The organism is Candidatus Enterococcus huntleyi (genome assembly GCF_009933175.1).
GTDB lineage: Bacteria > Bacillota > Bacilli > Lactobacillales > Enterococcaceae > Enterococcus_K > Enterococcus_K huntleyi.
The window spans coordinates 20620-38316 of the sequence record NZ_MAEJ01000016.1 but is presented as its reverse complement, the minus strand read 5'-3'; the positions used below and the strand labels follow the sequence as shown (position 1 = coordinate 38316).

General features: G+C 38.1%; 12 protein-coding genes and 1 CRISPR repeat array (1 of these 13 only partly in view). All 12 genes read left to right on the top strand.

What is annotated here, in order from left to right:
- Positions 1-2925: direct repeats of the CRISPR family, unit length 33 nt; unit sequence GTCTAGCTCTGTATAGAGCTAGTGGATTGAAAT (it extends 2661 nt beyond the left edge of the window).
- A 301-nt stretch (positions 2926-3226) separates the two neighbouring features.
- The gene (locus BAU15_RS10170) at positions 3227-4174 is read left to right on the top strand and encodes an ABC transporter permease (protein ID WP_161842647.1); all 948 of its coding nucleotides are present in this window, start codon (positions 3227-3229) and stop codon (positions 4172-4174) included.
- Between the two features lie 15 nt (positions 4175-4189).
- On the top strand, positions 4190-5110 hold the full coding sequence (locus tag BAU15_RS10165) for a carbohydrate ABC transporter permease (protein WP_161842646.1): 921 nt from the start codon (positions 4190-4192) through the stop codon (positions 5108-5110).
- A gap of 24 nt (positions 5111-5134) precedes the next feature.
- Positions 5135-6601, top strand: coding sequence for an ABC transporter substrate-binding protein (locus tag BAU15_RS10160; protein ID WP_161842645.1), 1467 nt, complete (start codon positions 5135-5137; stop codon positions 6599-6601).
- A gap of 94 nt (positions 6602-6695) precedes the next feature.
- Entirely contained in the window at positions 6696-7310 is a 615-nt protein-coding gene (locus BAU15_RS10155) for a YesL family protein (RefSeq protein WP_161842644.1), read from the top strand.
- A complete protein-coding gene (locus tag BAU15_RS10150) occupies positions 7306-9045 on the top strand; it encodes a sensor histidine kinase (protein WP_161842672.1) in 1740 nt (579 codons plus the stop codon). The genes BAU15_RS10155 and BAU15_RS10150 overlap by 5 nt, the downstream gene beginning before the upstream one ends.
- Positions 9038-10486 carry a response regulator transcription factor gene (locus BAU15_RS10145; protein ID WP_161842643.1) on the top strand — a complete coding sequence of 483 codons (1449 nt, stop codon included), beginning with the start codon at positions 9038-9040 and terminating at the stop codon, positions 10484-10486. Before BAU15_RS10150 ends, BAU15_RS10145 begins: the two co-directional genes overlap by 8 nt.
- Before the next feature lie 222 nt (positions 10487-10708).
- Complete coding sequence (locus BAU15_RS10140; protein ID WP_161842642.1) at positions 10709-11653, top strand: DUF7916 family protein; 945 nt, start codon at positions 10709-10711, stop codon at positions 11651-11653.
- A 21-nt stretch (positions 11654-11674) separates the two neighbouring features.
- Positions 11675-12577, top strand: coding sequence for a metallophosphoesterase (locus BAU15_RS10135; protein WP_161842641.1), 903 nt, complete (start codon positions 11675-11677; stop codon positions 12575-12577).
- A 15-nt stretch (positions 12578-12592) separates the two neighbouring features.
- Complete coding sequence (locus tag BAU15_RS10130) at positions 12593-13384, top strand: YitT family protein (RefSeq protein ID WP_237580176.1); 792 nt, start codon at positions 12593-12595, stop codon at positions 13382-13384.
- 11 nt (positions 13385-13395) lie between these two features.
- Positions 13396-14142 carry an endonuclease/exonuclease/phosphatase family protein gene (locus BAU15_RS10125; RefSeq protein WP_161842640.1) on the top strand — a complete coding sequence of 249 codons (747 nt, stop codon included), beginning with the start codon at positions 13396-13398 and terminating at the stop codon, positions 14140-14142.
- A complete protein-coding gene (locus BAU15_RS10120) occupies positions 14135-15511 on the top strand; it encodes a family 20 glycosylhydrolase (RefSeq protein ID WP_161842639.1) in 1377 nt (458 codons plus the stop codon). Before BAU15_RS10125 ends, BAU15_RS10120 begins: the two co-directional genes overlap by 8 nt.
- Positions 15512-15610: 99 nt before the next feature.
- Positions 15611-17116, top strand: coding sequence for a sulfatase-like hydrolase/transferase (locus BAU15_RS10115; RefSeq protein WP_161842670.1), 1506 nt, complete (start codon positions 15611-15613; stop codon positions 17114-17116).
- The last annotated feature ends 581 nt before the right edge of the window (positions 17117-17697 follow it).

Here is a 17697-nt window from a genome sequence, read left to right as displayed (position 1 = left end):
TGGATTGAAATGTCAGCTGTATTAGGACCATTCGGAACGATAATTGTCTAGCTCTGTATAGAGCTAGTGGATTGAAATTTGGTATTTCCCTTTAGCCACGATCTCACCTCCGTTGTCTAGCTCTGTATAGAGCTAGTGGATTGAAATAACTGTTTCGTTCGGCAAGAGAAACTCTTTAATATGTCTAGCTCTGTATAGAGCTAGTGGATTGAAATTTGATATTTTTTTAATACGGCATCTTGAACTACTCGTCTAGCTCTGTATAGAGCTAGTGGATTGAAATAGCTGTAATCATAACGCTCTACTCCTTTTCAATATGTCTAGCTCTGTATAGAGCTAGTGGATTGAAATTGTATCTGAGGATAATGAAGATACCCAAGCTTTAGGTCTAGCTCTGTATAGAGCTAGTGGATTGAAATGGCTAGACAAATAGCACGCCCGTTGCTTGATAACATGTCTAGCTCTGTATAGAGCTAGTGGATTGAAATAGTTACGTGCATGTATATATTCATGGTCGTCTGTGTCTAGCTCTGTATAGAGCTAGTGGATTGAAATACGAATTGCCATTTGCTTAGAATGTACTCATACATGTCTAGCTCTGTATAGAGCTAGTGGATTGAAATCAATATCAATCTTGAATTTACGTTTTACCGCTCCTGGTCTAGCTCTGTATAGAGCTAGTGGATTGAAATAAAAGATAATACACCTTCTTCTACTACTGCATAGCGTCTAGCTCTGTATAGAGCTAGTGGATTGAAATAAATTTGCACTAGCATTGACATTGTTGTACGATGTCTAGCTCTGTATAGAGCTAGTGGATTGAAATTAGCTGAGATGGGCGTGCCGTTAAAAGCCATTATGGAGTCTAGCTCTGTATAGAGCTAGTGGATTGAAATATACAAGAGTGCATGAACTAGCTCGTGTCTAAGGACTGTCTAGCTCTGTATAGAGCTAGTGGATTGAAATTCAAATAGATAGGGCGTATAGTTTCAGATTCTAAGTCTAGCTCTGTATAGAGCTAGTGGATTGAAATTTACAGCACTATCCCGACTATCGCGCCGTACTAATGTCTAGCTCTGTATAGAGCTAGTGGATTGAAATAAGAAATTGCTGACGAATTGGGCTACAGCTATCAGTCTAGCTCTGTATAGAACTAGTGGATTGAAATCCGTCGATTTTTAAAACGATACTTGTCGGCAATTGTCTAGCTCTGTATAGAGCTAGTGGATTGAAATATCTCAGATGATGTGATATTGTTCAGTCGCTCGTCGTCTAGCTCTGTATAGAGCTAGTGGATTGAAATGTAAAATCAGTTTTTCGTGTAGGTTTATCTGCGTCTAGCTCTGTATAGAGCTAGTGGATTGAAATAATCTGTTTAATACGATCAATAGGCTTCCGATTTTGTCTAGCTCTGTATAGAGCTAGTGGATTGAAATTTAAAGCCGGAATTACGAGAAGTATTAGAATTGCTCTGTCTAGCTCTGTATAGAGCTAGTGGATTGAAATGTACTCGATATTTTGCAAGATGCCGTAGTACGCGTCTAGCTCTGTATAGAGCTAGTGGATTGAAATCCCTTCTACTAATGAATTTGAGGGCTGGAAAACAAAGGTCTAGCTCTGTATAGAGCTAGTGGATTGAAATACAGGGGACCACTTGAGGGTGTGAGCCGAACACTTGTCTAGCTCTGTATAGAGCTAGTGGATTGAAATTCTAATTTCATTTGAAGCAAGATTTGTATTAACGTCTAGCTCTGTATAGAGCTAGTGGATTGAAATGAGGATGAAGAGTAGCAAAAAAGCACAAGCCTTTTGGTCTAGCTCTGTATAGAGCTAGTGGATTGAAATCGGCATTCACGCAGATCCATCGCCGAATTGTATGTCTAGCTCTGTATAGAGCTAGTGGATTGAAATGTACTGGAAGGAACTTTGAAGAATTTCTGCTTGAAACGTCTAGCTCTGTATAGAGCTAGTGGATTGAAATCGGATGATGCGACAGAAGAAGACATAGAAGAAGGTCTAGCTCTGTATAGAGCTAGTGGATTGAAATGCTACTTACTTGTGGGTTAATAATCGGTGTCTTGTCTAGCTCTGTATAGAGCTAGTGGATTGAAATTTATGCTAGCCTTCATCCTTTTTTATGTTTTGGGCGTCTAGCTCTGTATAGAGCTAGTGGATTGAAATGATAAAGGGCTTTGCTTTTTCATCTCCAGAATCATGTCTAGCTCTGTATAGAGCTAGTGGATTGAAATTAAAAACAATTCTACTTGTTCCGCAGAATAGTATGTCTAGCTCTGTATAGAGCTAGTGGATTGAAATAAGCGGGAAAGTTACAAGAGACAACCACACATTAGAGTCTAGCTCTGTATAGAGCTAGTGGATTGAAATTAATGTAAAAGTCATTATCGGCTCATTTGTTTCGGTCTAGCTCTGTATAGAGCTAGTGGATTGAAATATACTCTGCCTTAGCATTCTTTTCTTTGATAGCCGTCTAGCTCTGTATAGAGCTAGTGGATTGAAATTTCCTTATATTCTTCTATCTGTTCTTTTGTCCATAGTCTAGCTCTGTATAGAGCTAGTGGATTGAAATAATTTTAATCCCGTAGTAGTAGATAGCACCAAAGGGTCTAGCTCTGTATAGAGCTAGTGGATTGAAATTTGTTTTTCAAATGGCTTAGCACTTTCATGTCCGGTCTAGCTCTGTATAGAGCTAGTGGATTGAAATTAGTCTTCAAATCAGCATAACTTGTGGATGTTACCGTCTAGCTCTGTATAGAGCTAGTGGATTGAAATATCAGCGCCTAATAACCATTCAAGATCAGTTAGTGTCTAGCTCTGTATAGAGCTAGTGGATTGAAATAGGATCGTTGTAATCAATGCCTTCAGGTGTTTCGGGTCTAGCTCTGTATAGAGCTAGTGGATTGAAATGTGTATGATATATCTGCTAGCACTATAAACTTTTTTCGTCTACTACTAAAACTCAGTGACTGCTGCTTAAAAGAATTAAAGTCGCATGAAATAATCATTTCTATACAAATGATCTGCAAGGTCTGTAACTGAGAAAAAATAATATTTACGATGACAGTTCTGAATTCAGGATCTGTCCTATTTTTTTGTGAAAAAACTATAGTTTGTTCTGAGTTACCTATATTTTGTTTATTCTTATTATCGATTGAAAGCGCTAAACTATGGGTGTAAGTTTTTTAGCTTTATAGAAAGGGGTTTGATGATGAATAAGAAAAAGGGTATCGGGCGTTTTCTTAGTAATGTCTGGCGGTTTAAAGCACTTATTTTTATGGCGATACCAGGAATGATTTGGATGATTTTCTTCTTCTATATTCCAGTATTCGCGAATGTGGTGGCATTTAAGAATTTCCACATTTCACCAGATGGATTTTTAGCAAGTTTAAGAGAGAGCCCTTGGGTTGGCTTTGAGAACTTTAAGTTTTTATTCTCTTCTGATCAAGCATTTTTGATCACGAAAAATACAGTGCTATATAATGTAACCTTCATTTTACTGAATCTTATTATTTCTGTAGTTTTCGCGATAATCATGAGTGAGTTGCGAAATAAACGTCTGGTTAAAGTGTATCAAACAATGTCGTTACTGCCTTACTTCTTATCATGGGTTATTATTGGCTATTTCGTATATGCCTTCTTGAGTCCTGATAGAGGGATTTTAAACAATTGGATTGTTGGAAATGGGGGCACTGCGATTAACTGGTACAATGATCCGAAATTCTGGCCATTCATCCTCGTACTGATTGGTACATGGAAAGGGATTGGCTACAATAGTATCATTTACTTTGCTTCTGTCATGGGGATTGACCCAACGTATTATGAGGCCGCGATGGTCGATGGTGCAACGAAATGGCAACAGATTAAAAATGTAACCATTCCACAGTTGATTCCGTTGATGTCTATTTTAACAATTCTAGCTGTCGGAAATATTTTTAGAGCAGACTTTGGACTATTCTATAATGTGCCACGAAATTCAGGATCTTTATATGAAGTAACACAGGTCTTGGATACCTATATCTTCAATGGCTTAACAGCTACCGGAGACTTCGGGATGACCGCAGCTGCTGGGTTATATCAATCAGTAGTTGGTTTCGTCTTATTAATGATTACCAATGCAATCGCACGTCGTTACGACAGCGAATCTGCACTATTTTAGAGAGGGAGAGATACGATGAAAAAGAAAAAAGTTGCACAAGTTCAAGTTCGCTCCTTCAATAAACCAGTGAACTTTGTCTTAAATATAGTGATTGCATTATTCGCACTCTCTTGTATTTTGCCATTTATCTTTGTGGCGGTGATTTCAGTAACCAGTGAAACTTCATTGACGACGAATGGCTACAGTTTTTGGCCGTCAGAATTTAGTAGTTTTGGTTACACTTACTTGTTTAGTCAAATGCAGGATAAAATTTTCCAAGCATTATTTGTAACGATTATTGTGACGGTGGTAGGGACATTAATTAATAGTACGGCGACTTCATTGTATGCCTATGCTATTTCTCGTTCAAATTTTCCGTTCCGTCGTTTTTTCACTGTCTTTTGTTTGATTACTATGTTATTTTCACCAGGGATGGTGGCTAATTACTTAGTGATGACCAACTTATTACAATTGAAAGATACGATTTGGGCCTTGATTTTGCCGATGGCTGTCAGTCCCTTCAATATTATCGTGATGCGCACGTTCTTTAAACGTTCAGTTTCTGATTCAATTATTGAATCAGCGAGAATTGATGGTGCTAGTGAAATACGAATCTTTATTCAAATTGTCTTACCGTTAGCAGTGCCAGGGATTGCGACGATTAGTTTGTTCGCCGCCTTAGGTTACTGGAATGACTGGTTTAATGCGCTACTTTATATTCAAAATGATAACTTAGTTCCACTACAATATTTACTAGTGAAAATTCAAAATAATATCGAGTACTTGACACAAAATGCAGGCGCTGGAAGTCAATTAGCAGGCGGCCTAGCGTCAGTACCAGGTGAATCAGCACGTATGGCTATTGTTGTTATCTCCACTCTACCAATTGCAATTAGTTATCCTTTCTTCCAAAAGCATTTTGTCAAAGGATTAACAATTGGTGGCGTGAAAGAATAAAAAATTTTTAGGAGGATGAAACAAATGAAATTGTGGAAAACACTCGCTTTAACAGGCCTGTCAACTTTACTATTAGGGTCGTTGGTTGCATGTGGTACTTCGAAAGATAAAGATTCAAGTAAGGGTTCTGAGGATGGGACAACTTTACAAATGTACCAAATAGGGGATAAACCAGAGAATTATGATGATTTAATGAAAGTTGCAAATAAACGTATTGAGGAAAAAATTGGTGCGACAGTCAATATCAATTACATCGGCTTCGGTGATTATGAGAAAAAAATGAGTGTCATTGTCTCTTCTGGAGAAAATTATGATATTGCTTATGCCAATAATTATGTTGCGAATGCCCAAAAGGGAGCTTTTGCGGACTTAACTGAATTGGCACCTAAATATGCAAAAGATGCATATGATCAGTTAGATGAAGCCTATATTAAAGGGAATTTAGTTAACGGTAAGTTATATGCATTTCCTGTTAATGGGAATGTATTTGCGCAACAAATGTTAACTTTTAACAAACAATACTTGGATAAATACAATCTTTCTATTGATGGGATTAGTTCTTATGAGGATGCTGAAGCAGTATTAAAAGAATTCCATGAAAAAGAACCAAATATTGCAGCTTTCGCTATCGGTCAAGGATTCAGAGCGAAAAGTAATTTCGATTATCCATTAGGCGATGGTCTGCCATTTGCTGTTGAATTAAATGGCGACAAAACGAAAATTGTGAATCAATATGATACAGATTCTTATGTTAAAACATTAAAAACATTGCATAGCTGGTATAAACAAGGCTTGATTCCTGCCGATGCAGCGACAAGTAATAGAGACTACCCGCTTGAAGGAAACACATGGTTCGTCCGTGGCGAAACACAAGGTCCTTTCGATTATGGCGATACTATTTTAACGAATGCGGCAAATCAAGAGCTTGTTTCTAAACCAATTACTGTACCTTTGAAATCAACAGCACAAGCACAAATGGCGAACTTTGTTGTTTCAAACACTTCGAAAAATAAAGAAAAAGCAGTTGAATTTTTAGGTTTATTAAATAGTGATCCTGAATTATTAAATGGTTTGATTTATGGTATTGAAGGCGAAGCTTGGGAAAAAATTGATGGACAAGATGGCAAAATCAAATTGTTAGATGGCTACCAACCTAATATGCACATGGCAGCTTGGAATACTGGGAATAATGCCATTCTTTATACACAAGATACTGTAACTGATGATATGATTAAAACACGTGATGAATCAATTGCTGCTGCGGAAACTTCTCCAATTTTAGGATTTAGTTTTAATACAGATTCTGTTAAAGCAGAAGTAAGTAACTTATCTAATGTCATGAGCCAATATCTAGATGGCTTGAACACAGGGACTGTTGATCCAGATGAAACATTACCTAAATTAAATGAAGCATTGAAAAATGCTGGTTATGATAAAGTTCTTAAAGAAATGCAATCACAATATGATGCGTTTTTAAAGGAAAGTAAATAAACACAGCTAAATAAATTGAAGGACGGCGTAGAGGTGTTAAACTTTCGCCGTTCTTTGTATAATAAAGTTAACAATGAAAAAGGTGGTAAGAATTATGATAGGCAAAGCACTAGAAGCATTTTTTATTCGCATTTGGGTAATCATTAAACTGAATCTCTTTTTTTGGTTATATAGCGCAGCGGGATTATTCATCGCAGGTGTTGGGCCAGCATTGAAAACGGTCAATGAATTATTCGCAACGCATGAATTTGAATATAAGGATATTACTTTTAAAGAGGGTTGGCGTCTATTTAAAGCGAATTTTAAACGGGGAAATGGCTTTTTCTGGTTCTATGGCGGAATTTTTACTGTATTAGCGTATAATCTTTACCTTTCTGTCCAAATTAAAGGTCTAACTTTCTTAGTGATTGATTTTATTTTACTTTTTGCCTTGTTGTATACCTATGCAACCTATCAGTACACTTTATTATTAGACAGTCAGTACGAGATCTCAGCAAAAAATGTTGTAAAATTAGCCTTTATCTCTACTTTGTCGAGCTTTACAAATTTCTTGAAGATCGTAATCGGAGGAGCCGTCATTCTTTGGTTTACTTGGAAATACAAAGGCTTAATTTTATTTGGTACATTTGCTGCGATCCAGTTGTGGAATTACTATTCTACGCAAACATGGCGCAACTTAATTGATGAACGGTTAGAGACTCATGATTAAGCAGTTTAAAGTTTTATTTTCTACTGGCACGCTGCTCAATCGTCTGTTGCGAAAGTACGCATTCATTTTAGTTTCATTTATTACTATTGCTATTATTGGGATTAGTGTAAATACGTATTTTCAAAATTATAATTTGGCCAATGCAGTCGTTAAAGATGCGTTGCAAAATACAATGCGTATGCCTAGCGACCGAACGACGGTCAATCGCTTAATTAAAGATCAACTCGTAGGAAGTCCTGAAAAAATTCAGAATGTGACTTCCTATTTGACGTTATCAATTCCTGACTATTTTAATTTTGTCTACGATAATCAAGACAAGAGTCCTGATTATGTCTCGTTTACTGACCAAATTCAAGGCATCTATGCAGAATATTCTGAGGTCACATCGATTTACATTATATTAAAGAATACTCCAGATTATTTTCAATCAACGACGGAAGATAAAGGAGGAAGAATCTATAAAGGAACCCCAAAATTAGATAATGGCTTTTATATAAAGTCTCCCATTCTGCTGAATAGTGATGAAAAAGGGAGTATCTTCATCGGCTTTGAAAAGGAAGGCTTAGAGAATAGTTTGAGTACGTTATCTTCATTTGAAGGTTTATCCGTATACATGGTTTCGTCGACAAATAATCGCTTATATACGTACCATGATGCGGGCATGCCTAAAAGTCATGTTGAATGGCAGGAGAAGACACTGACGCATTCGCTGGAAGTGAATTCTCGGGTACCGGTCTCGGAATTTTATGATGATTATCTGGTGGAGTATCAACAACTAAATGGCGAATACCGAATCTTAGCAACCTTAGATAAACAGATGATTTTGCGAAAAACTGCGAAGGATATTTTCTTTCTAATCATCGGAGGTATCTTGTTGGATGGCATCTTGATTTACAGTTTGTCGCGGACTTTTACGAAGTATTCGACACAGTTAACGATGGTTATGAATACGATGGAAAAGGCGTCGGAGGGGAATCTGGATGTTCGGATTGATACAGAAAAGACCGAATATGAGCTGAAAGAATTGTCGGATGGGATCAATCATATGCTGAAGAGTATTAATCAGTATGTGGAGGATATTTATAAGCTGGAAATTAAGCAGCAGGATGCGCACATGCGAGCCTTACAGTCGCAAATTAATCCTCACTTTCTCTACAATACGCTGGAGTATATTCGGATGTATGCGATTAGTGAGGGCAGTGAAGAGCTGGCGGAAGTGGTCTACGCCTTTTCTGCTTTGCTGAGAAATAACACCAATCAAGAGAAAACAACACAGCTGAAAGCCGAGTTAGATTTTTGTGAAAAGTATGTCTATTTGTATCAAATGCGTTATCCAAAACGAATTGCTTATCATTTTACAGTTGCTCCGGAGTTAGAAAACTTGCAGGTGCCGAAGTTTATTATTCAGCCATTAGTTGAAAATTATTTTGTTCATGGCATTGATTTTACCCGAACGGATAATGCAATTAGTATCAAGGCAGAGACGGTCGGCAATCTCGTTCAAATTCTAATTCGAGACAATGGACGAGGAATCCCAACAGAAAAATTAGCAGAAATTGAAAAACGTTTGAACTATCCAAAAATTCAATTGTATCACTCGATTGGTCTACAGAATGTCAATGAACGATTGCGCGCGTATTTTGGGGCTTCCTACAAAATGGTCCTTTCAAATAATGTTGACGGTGGTTTAGTTATTCAGATTTCTTTTGAAAAGGGTGTGGGTAAAGATGTATAGAGTGTTGTTGGTTGATGATGAGTATATGATCTTAATGGGTCTGTCAAAGATTATTCCTTGGCAAAATTATGGGTTTGAAGTGGTTGCTACCGCTGAAAATGCCAAGGATGCTCTTTCGATTCTTGAAGAGAAGGCGATTGATTTAGTTATCACGGATGTCACGATGCCTGAGATGAGTGGCTTAGAATTTATTGAAGCTGCTCAAAATCAACGCTATGAGTTTGAATTTATGATTTTATCCGGGTACCAGGAGTTTGAGTATTTAAAGAGTGGACTACAATTAGGAGCGGTCAACTATTTGATGAAACCAGTCAATAAGGTTGAATTAATTGAGAGTTTGGAGAAGGTCAAAGAACGTCTGGAAGAGCGTGAGGAGCAAAAGAATCAGCAGGAAACCTATCGAGAATTTTTACTGACACAATGGGTCAACGAAGAGCTAGATGAACGGGAAGAAGAAGAAATTCAGACCTTAATGGAGCAATCTGTGGCCCCTTGGCGAGTCATATCTGGTCAGTTTCCACGAGTGTATCGCAAACAAGTCAGCCGATGGTTGGAAACAAACCGACAAGAGTTCTATTATTTCCGTAATCTGGGGGAGTTAGTTTTCTTCGTGTTAATTTATCAAGGGAAAGAAAACGTCGATGAATTTACTCATTTTGCTGAAGAACTTTTTGAAGATAGTGATTGGGTAATGAGTTTGAGCCAACCGGTTGTCGAAACAGAAGATATTCCTGAGATGTATCGAAAAGTACGCCAAAGTTATCAACTGCATCAATTTTATGGGGTAAATACGACCCATATATTAGTAGCGCAAGAAGAAGTTAATGCCGAGTCGCTGATTGATTTGTCGGAGTTTAACCGCTTAGTGACATTGAATAAACCAGCTACCTTGAAAGAAGCCGTAAGGAAAATCTTTTCCGATGTCTTATCGTTGGGGATTTCTCCTGAGGATGTGCGGCACATTGCCTTTCTGTTATTTATGGATATCTATCGCCAATTTGGCCAGTTGGATGATGAGGATTACTTAGCAACTATTCAAAAGATTAATCAGGCAATCACAGTCAATGAACTTGAAAAGCTCTTGGTAAAAGTCATTGATGAACAAAAAGAGCCAAAAATGTATAGCAGCAATGTTCAAAATGTTTTAGCTATTATTGAAAAAGATTATCAAAAAGAATTGACTCTAAAACGCGTATCAGATGAATTACATTTGAATGTGATGTACTTAGGTCAGTTATTTAAAAAAGAAACCAAGCGAAGCTTTTCTCAATTTTTGAATCAGTTTCGGATGGAAAAAGCCCAAAATTTACTGCTACACTCAGAAAAAAATATCAATGAAATTGCGGATGAAATTGGCTACAACAATAGCACGTATTTTTCCAAAATGTTTAAGAAAATGTATGGGGTATCACCGAAGGAGTATAGAGGAATCTCTGACTAGGTTGGACCGTAAAAGCCGTGGTTATAGGTAAAGGTTGTGGCTAAAGCTCTTATCACTAGACAAGTCTAAAGGTCAGTTTCTAAAGCGACAAACTATGAATTGCCAAAAAAACATAGTGAGAACTAGTCAAGAGTGCGCGATAATTGAAGCGATTTCAATTATTAACAGGTAAGAATTATTGACCAAAGAAATAGTAATTAAAGCAGAGATGAGGGCTGAATAATGGTTAAAAGATTAATTAGTGCGACGGCATCAGAGATTAGAAAAATGACGCGAGATGAGTTATTCGAGGCGATTAAAGCAAGTGATGGACGAGTGATTGTGAGCGAGAATGTCTGCGTGCAGGCACCCGTAACAGATAGTACAACCAATGCTGAATTAGCAGCGGCTTTTGGGGCAGATATGTTGTTATTGAATTTATTTGATTGCTTAAATCCGGTCGTGATTGGGCTTCCTGGAGTTGGTTTGCAAGAAGCATTTTCGATGTGGGCGGATCCTTCGTCTAATACCCGAAATCCGATTCAAGAGTTAAAAGAATTAACTGGTCGTGTAATTGGTGTGAATTTGGAGCCGGTGGTTGAGAGTCAAGAAACATTGGGTGAAAAAGTCGTTATTTCTGATGGACGTAAAAGCACAGCTGAGACATTTGCAGCGGCAGAACAATTAGGCGTTGATTTCATTTGCCTCACAGGAAATCCAGGAACAGGTGTGACAAATCAGGAGATTGGTGAAGCAATTCGTGTCGGGAAACAGCATTATAATGGCTTAATTATTGCTGGGAAAATGCACAGTGCGGGCGTGGATGAGCCGATTATAACTGAAGAGGCTATTCAAACATTCGCTGAGGCGGGAGCAGATATTCTCTTGCTGCCAGCTGTGGGAACAGTGCCTGGTTTTGATCAAATAGAAATGAAAACCGCAGTCAAGATGGCTAAAAAATTAGGACTATTAACGATGTCAGCAATTGGTACAAGTCAAGAGAGTGCCACGGTGGATACAATCCGCCAAATTGCTTTATACAATAAAATGTGCGGCGTGGATATCCAACATATCGGTGATGCCGGCTATAGTGGCGTTGCGCCAGCTGAGAATATCTTTGAATTATCGCTGGCTATCCGTGGAATGAAGCACACGATGCAAATTATGGCTCGCTCAATCAACCGCTAAGTGAAAGGAAGTCAAAGAAACATGTTGAAGTGTCGAGAAGATGGAACGTTTACGATTGCTCAATTTACGGATTTACATTTAGGCTATCCGGCGAATGAGGAGACAGAGCGGACGTATCAAGAATTGACTGCTTGTTTGGCGACGATGGATGCTGATTTATTGGTGCTAACAGGAGATCAAGTCTGGTGTTATGGCGAATATCAGCCAGAAAAAGCTTATCAACGGTTGATTAACTTATTGAATACATGTCCGATTCCAGTAACTGTGACCTATGGCAATCATGATTCTGAACATGGCAAGATTAGCCGAGCTCAGCTTCGTGCGATGGAAAACTGCTTAGTCAATCGCGTGATGCCAGAGAATGAACAGGTTGTTAGAAATCGGAAATCAGAGAGCATCGATATTTATGATGCTACAGGCGAACGGATTGTTAAACAGCTATTTATCATCGATTCGGGTGATTATATTGAAAATCAGGCATCGCTTGGCTTGAAGGATAAAAATGCAGATAACTATTATGCCTATTTGTATCCTGAACAAATTACTTGGTTTAACCAGACTTGCAAGGAGAATGGTAAAGGCGAAGAAGCACTTATTTTTCTGCATATTCCGCTTGTTGAATACAATGAAGCATCAAAACAACTGATTACTGGTGAATGCCGAGAAGAAATTTGTTGCTCTGAAATTAATAGTGGCTTTTTTGCTGCTTTATTAGAGAAAAATATTCGTAAATCTGTATTTTGTGGGCATGACCACGACAATAATTTTATAGCGGAATGGCTAGGCGTTGGTTTAAATTATGGGTTGATTGGTGGTTACAACGTGTATGGTGAATTCGATCGTGGCTATCGACGGATTATTTTGCATAAAGAAAAAAATCTAGAAACAAGTCTAGTCTATTATTCAGCAGAAAAGTGTGGATGAATTAGAGGTGGAAAAGTGGACAAAGCGATTAAAACAAATGAGGAACAACAACGGGCTGTGGACAATGAAGACCTAGAAGTTGGGAAAAGTATGTCTCAAGCAATAAAAGAAATACCAACTCAAAATGAGCCTGTGGATAATCAGCCAATCAAGCAAACGACTGCCGATGACTTTGTGAATATAGTGGATATAGCGAGAGGGAAAGTTGCTCGTTCTTCCACTCTATTTTCAGTGAGTAAAATTATTTTCGGAAATGTTCTGCTAGGCTTTGCTTACGCCAAATGGATGGTGCCGCATAAGGTGATTAACGGTGGCGTGACAAGCTTAGCGATGGTCCTGAATAAGTGGTTATTGACAGATATGACGTACTTAACGAATGGGTTGACGGGCATATTATTGGTGGCCTGTCTGTTCTTTTTGGGCAAAGAGAGTTTCTTGAAATCAATCATCAGCAGTTTTTCTTATCTATTTTTCTTCACGCTATTTTATCATTGGAATATTCAACTAGTGATTAATTTACCGATCGATTTTATTCTTTCGTGCGTACTTATTTCGTTGGGGTATTATTGTTGTATTTCGGAGAATTCCTCAACGGTTGGGATGGATGTAGTTGCTCTGATTATTCATAAGAAACAGCCGAAGCTACCGATTGCAGCCACGATTCGAAACTTAAATTTCCTGGTGTTAGCTTTAGGATTTTTCACTTACGGGCTTGGGTCGATTGCCCTGGGTATTTTATTTAGTTTCTGTTATTCGTGGTTACTTGCCAGATTATTGGCACTACATGCGGCTGGAAAAATTATTTAAGGAGCTTACTTATGAAACAACATAAGGGACAAGAATTGATAGAACGAGAATTCAGTGTTGCGACATTTAATATTGCAGCCGCAAATTTTTCATCAGTTGTAGATTTACAACAGTTTATTGCTGAACGAGGAGCTGAGTTTGTCGGTCTGCAAGAGGTTGATGAGTATACCCAGAGAAATCCTTTGTCGATGATTGAGGCGATTGCTGGATCAACTTACTCATATAGTCAGTTTAGTGCGGCGATGCCCTTAGAATCAGGAGAATATGGCAATGGATTAGTAGGTAAGGTACGACCGTTTGCTTATAAAGAATTACGTTATTCCACCTATGGCTTAGAACCGCGGACAGCTCAATTAGCGAATTTTTACCTAGGTAATAACCAGGTACTGACAGTTTGTAATACCCACCTGTCTTTTGAGTCGGCTGAGATAAGAAGCGCACAAGTCGAAGAACTGTTAGCAGAAGTAGCGGATTTTGGTGGGGAATACCGGGTAATTATGGGTGATTTTAATATGGATCAGGATAAAGAAGAATGGCAGCAGTTTGTTGGCGAGTATAACCTAGTGAATGGGCACGATAATCATTGGCTGGATACCTTTCATAAAGAAGATGCTACCATGAAAAGCTTTAGTATCGATAATATCATGGTCTCAAATAATATAGATGTGTTAGCAGTAGATGTCATCAAAAATGAATTATCAGACCATTATATGTTAGAAGCAAAAATTAAAATAAAAGAAGGCGGAAAAAATGACTAAATTTATGGAAAATCCTCAAATTAGTGTTTCTGAAAAAGCAGTATTGTTAGTGGCAAAACAGGCACAGCAGAGTATTAGACGTTTGTTCAAAAAAGAAGCACCGATTACTTTGAATGAACAATCGGCGACCATTCATTTACAGCTTCACCAGGATAAACAGAAGAATCAGATTGATATTCAGTCTGGCGATAAATTAGTAATTAATGCTGGGTCAATGGCAGAACTACAATTTGGACTATCACATGCCTTAATTCGCTTGTTCTGTGGCAGTTTAGCAGAAGGACATATGGCACTTTCTTATAGCCAAGAAGAGCGTATTTTTATGGTTGATATGGGGCGGAAATTTTACTCAAAAGAAACGCTGATGAAATTTATAGATGTTTTAGGCTTATTTCAATTTAACTATCTACAGTTGCATTTTTCCGAAGATATTGGCTTTCGGATTGAATCAGAAACTTATCCAGAAATTGTTTCTAGCCACTACTTAACCAAAGCTGAGGTGCGAGAGCTGATTGTTTATGCAAACTTATCTGGAATCGAAATAATTCCAGACTTTGATAGTCCGGGTCACTTGAAACAAATTTTAGCAAACCATCCTGAGTGGCAATTACGCAAAAAACTAGCAGATGGTACGATTGAATTGAATCCGGCTGCCTTGTCGATTGATAAGCCGGAAGCCGTGGCCTACATCTGGAAAATCTATGAGGAGTACGCGGAGCTATTTAAAGGAAGTACCTATTTCCATATTGGTGCGGATGAATTTGTTGATTTCGATGAGATTGATGCCTATCCTGATTTGACAGCCTATGCGAAAGAGTTATATGGACAAAAAGGGCAAGCAATCGATGCCTTTATTACGTATGTGAATCAAGTTGCTGAAAAAATTAGTCAGTTAGGATTTGTACCAAGAGTTTGGAATGATGGTTTTTTCCGGGTCAATAGAGAAGAACATGTCTGCTTATCTGATAAGGTGGAAATTACTTATTGGACACGATGGAACAAGAATATGGCGACCGTTTCGACTTTCTTAGAAAAGGGCTACACGGTGATTAATTATAATGATAATTTCTTCTACTATGTGTTAGGCGAGAATGCTGGCTATACCTATCCAACATACGAAAAGATTCGAAATGAGTGGAATCCTACTCGATTTGCGCAAGACCAAGTCATTGATTTAGACGGTTATTCTGAACAACTTCCAGGTGTCTGCTTCCCAGTTTGGGCGGATAAACCTGAAGCGAAGACAGAAGAGGAAGTTTTTGAAGAAGTTTCTTACGCGTTAGCAGCAGTCATGGAAAAAGAGTGTGGGAATGTCTTTTCTAGCAAAGAACAGATTGGTGAACTGCTGACTTGCTACTTTGCTGATTAAAAAATAGCGGAATAGAGTCCAACAAAATAGAGGGCGTAGGAATAGAAGTTGAGGCTAAAAATTGCTGAGAAATGCGATGGAAGGAGTATTCATTGAGTGATGAGCAGAACAGAAAAAGAACCAAATAGATCGAATATTTTATTTATTTTAACGGATCAGCAAAGAAAAGATACGCTTTCGGTGTATGATGAGGAAGGTTTGTGTCAGACACCGGTGTTAGATGCCTTGGCGAGCCAAAGTATGGTGTTTGATGATGCGTATACGACCTGTCCGATATGTACGCCGGCCCGAGCTTCGTTGCAGACAGGCTTATTTCCGATGCATCATGGCATGTTAACGAACTCATATAATTATGGGAATATGGTGCAGGAATTGCCTGATTCCCCTGAGTTATTGAGCCGTCGCTTAGAAAAAGAACAGTATCAAATTGGCTATACCGGCAAGTGGCATCTGGGCACTGGGGCACAGGCGGTGAGGGATGATTCGTATATCCAGAAATATATGGGCAATATCGGCTTTGCTGAGCTAGAGGCAGAAAAACTTTCTGTGCCGACAAAAGTTGGTTACACAGGCGATGATTTTCCTGGTCATGGTTTTGGCGGTTATATTTATCCGCAATTCAAAGAGTATTTGGCGAGTCAGAATAGGGAAGTCAAAATTGAAAATATACTTTCTGGGAACTACACGAGCCATCAAGCAGGAGAAATAACCAGTGGGCTAGAGACAACGATTGAGCATTATTTAGTCGAACGTAGTAAAGAAATCATTTCGGATTTTTCTAAGAATGAAGAACCCTGGTATTTGCAGTTGAATTTCTGGGGACCGCATGAGCCTTATTATGCACCGACTGAATTTTTGGATCAATATCGCGACATGGAGATTCCGCCTTGGAAAAATTATCAAGGAGATAGTCCGAATAAGCCCAGAATTCATGATGTGAAACGGGCGAATGATCCTAGCTGGGCGCAATTTGTACCTTACATCCGCCATTATTATGCGAATATGAGCCATATCGATTATCAAATTGGTCGCTTGCTTGATTTCCTGAAGGAAAATGAGTTATATGAAAATACGTTGATCATCTTTAGTTCAGATCATGGTGAGTCGCTAGGGATTCATAATGGCTTATGCGATAAGGCGATTTTTATGTATGAGGAAATCTGTAACATTCCATTACTAGTGAAACAAGCGCACCAACAAACGCAGAATCGAACGGCCGCGCTAGTCAATAGTTGTGATATTTATTCGACCATCTTGGATGCGGCTGGTGTGACTGACAACGAGCGAGATGGCGCATCATTCTTACCGATTCTGACAGGGGAAAAACAACAGTTAAGAGAAGTTAATGTGACCGAGTGTTCAGGGATTGGAAGCATTCTGTTTTCCCAACGGATGTTACGTTACCAGCATTGGAAATATGTCTTTAACGCTGGGGATATTGATGAGTTGTATGATTTGGCGAAAGATCCAGGTGAATTATCCAACTTGATTGATGACCCAGACTTCCAAGAAGAGAAAGTTACCTTACAACTCTTGATGGAAGAATGGATGGAAGAAAATAATGATAATTTGATTTTTGAATATCGTTATTTGCGTCGAAGATAAGACGGGAGTAACTAGTTTAATGGAAAGAGACACCTTCAGATTTTTGGGTGTCTCTTTTCGATTTGTAAAGTTATATAACACGTCTGAATTTAGTTTTGAATGAATTATCTACGGAAAGAAGAGTAAAAATATCGTTCTCGAAATTTTTTTTTATTTTTAATGAAAAGGTGGTTTTTCTATTTTTTGAGGAAAAATAAATTGAAAGTCCAAAATTAGACCCGAAAAAATTAAGTATACTTAATTTTTTCGGGTATTCAGCTTATTATGCATCAAATAAGCGTCAAAATTCTTCAAACGTAAATAGGGCGAAAAAGTAAGTATACTTACTTTTTTCCATTTTTTCGATTTAAGAATTAGTTACTCCCTGAGTTAAGAAATACTTGGAAAAGTAGGGCTATGGAAAGAGAAAATAACAAGGACTGAAAATAGTCTAACGTTAAATATTGTTTCATTAACAGTGAAAGAGGGCGATAGCTATGGACTGATTGGCCGGAATAGTTAAAGGGAAATGAGGATCATGAAATTGCTCCTATATTTTGTTAGTTATAGTTTACAGATAGAAAAAAAATATTCTGCAAAGG

What these genes read in the sequence shown, in the direction of transcription:
- BAU15_RS10170 (WP_161842647.1), top strand. Translation starts at nt 3,227, where the DNA reads ATGAATAAGAAAAAGGGTATCGGGCGTTTTCTTAGTAATGTCTGGCGG.
- BAU15_RS10165 (WP_161842646.1), top strand. Translation starts at nt 4,190, where the DNA reads ATGAAAAAGAAAAAAGTTGCACAAGTTCAAGTTCGCTCCTTCAATAAA.
- BAU15_RS10160 (WP_161842645.1), top strand. Translation starts at nt 5,135, where the DNA reads ATGAAATTGTGGAAAACACTCGCTTTAACAGGCCTGTCAACTTTACTA.
- BAU15_RS10155 (WP_161842644.1), top strand. Translation starts at nt 6,696, where the DNA reads ATGATAGGCAAAGCACTAGAAGCATTTTTTATTCGCATTTGGGTAATC.
- BAU15_RS10145 (WP_161842643.1), top strand. Translation starts at nt 9,038, where the DNA reads ATGTATAGAGTGTTGTTGGTTGATGATGAGTATATGATCTTAATGGGT.
- BAU15_RS10140 (WP_161842642.1), top strand. Translation starts at nt 10,709, where the DNA reads ATGGTTAAAAGATTAATTAGTGCGACGGCATCAGAGATTAGAAAAATG.
- BAU15_RS10135 (WP_161842641.1), top strand. Translation starts at nt 11,675, where the DNA reads ATGTTGAAGTGTCGAGAAGATGGAACGTTTACGATTGCTCAATTTACG.
- BAU15_RS10125 (WP_161842640.1), top strand. Translation starts at nt 13,396, where the DNA reads ATGAAACAACATAAGGGACAAGAATTGATAGAACGAGAATTCAGTGTT.
- BAU15_RS10120 (WP_161842639.1), top strand. Translation starts at nt 14,135, where the DNA reads ATGACTAAATTTATGGAAAATCCTCAAATTAGTGTTTCTGAAAAAGCA.
- BAU15_RS10115 (WP_161842670.1), top strand. Translation starts at nt 15,611, where the DNA reads ATGAGCAGAACAGAAAAAGAACCAAATAGATCGAATATTTTATTTATT.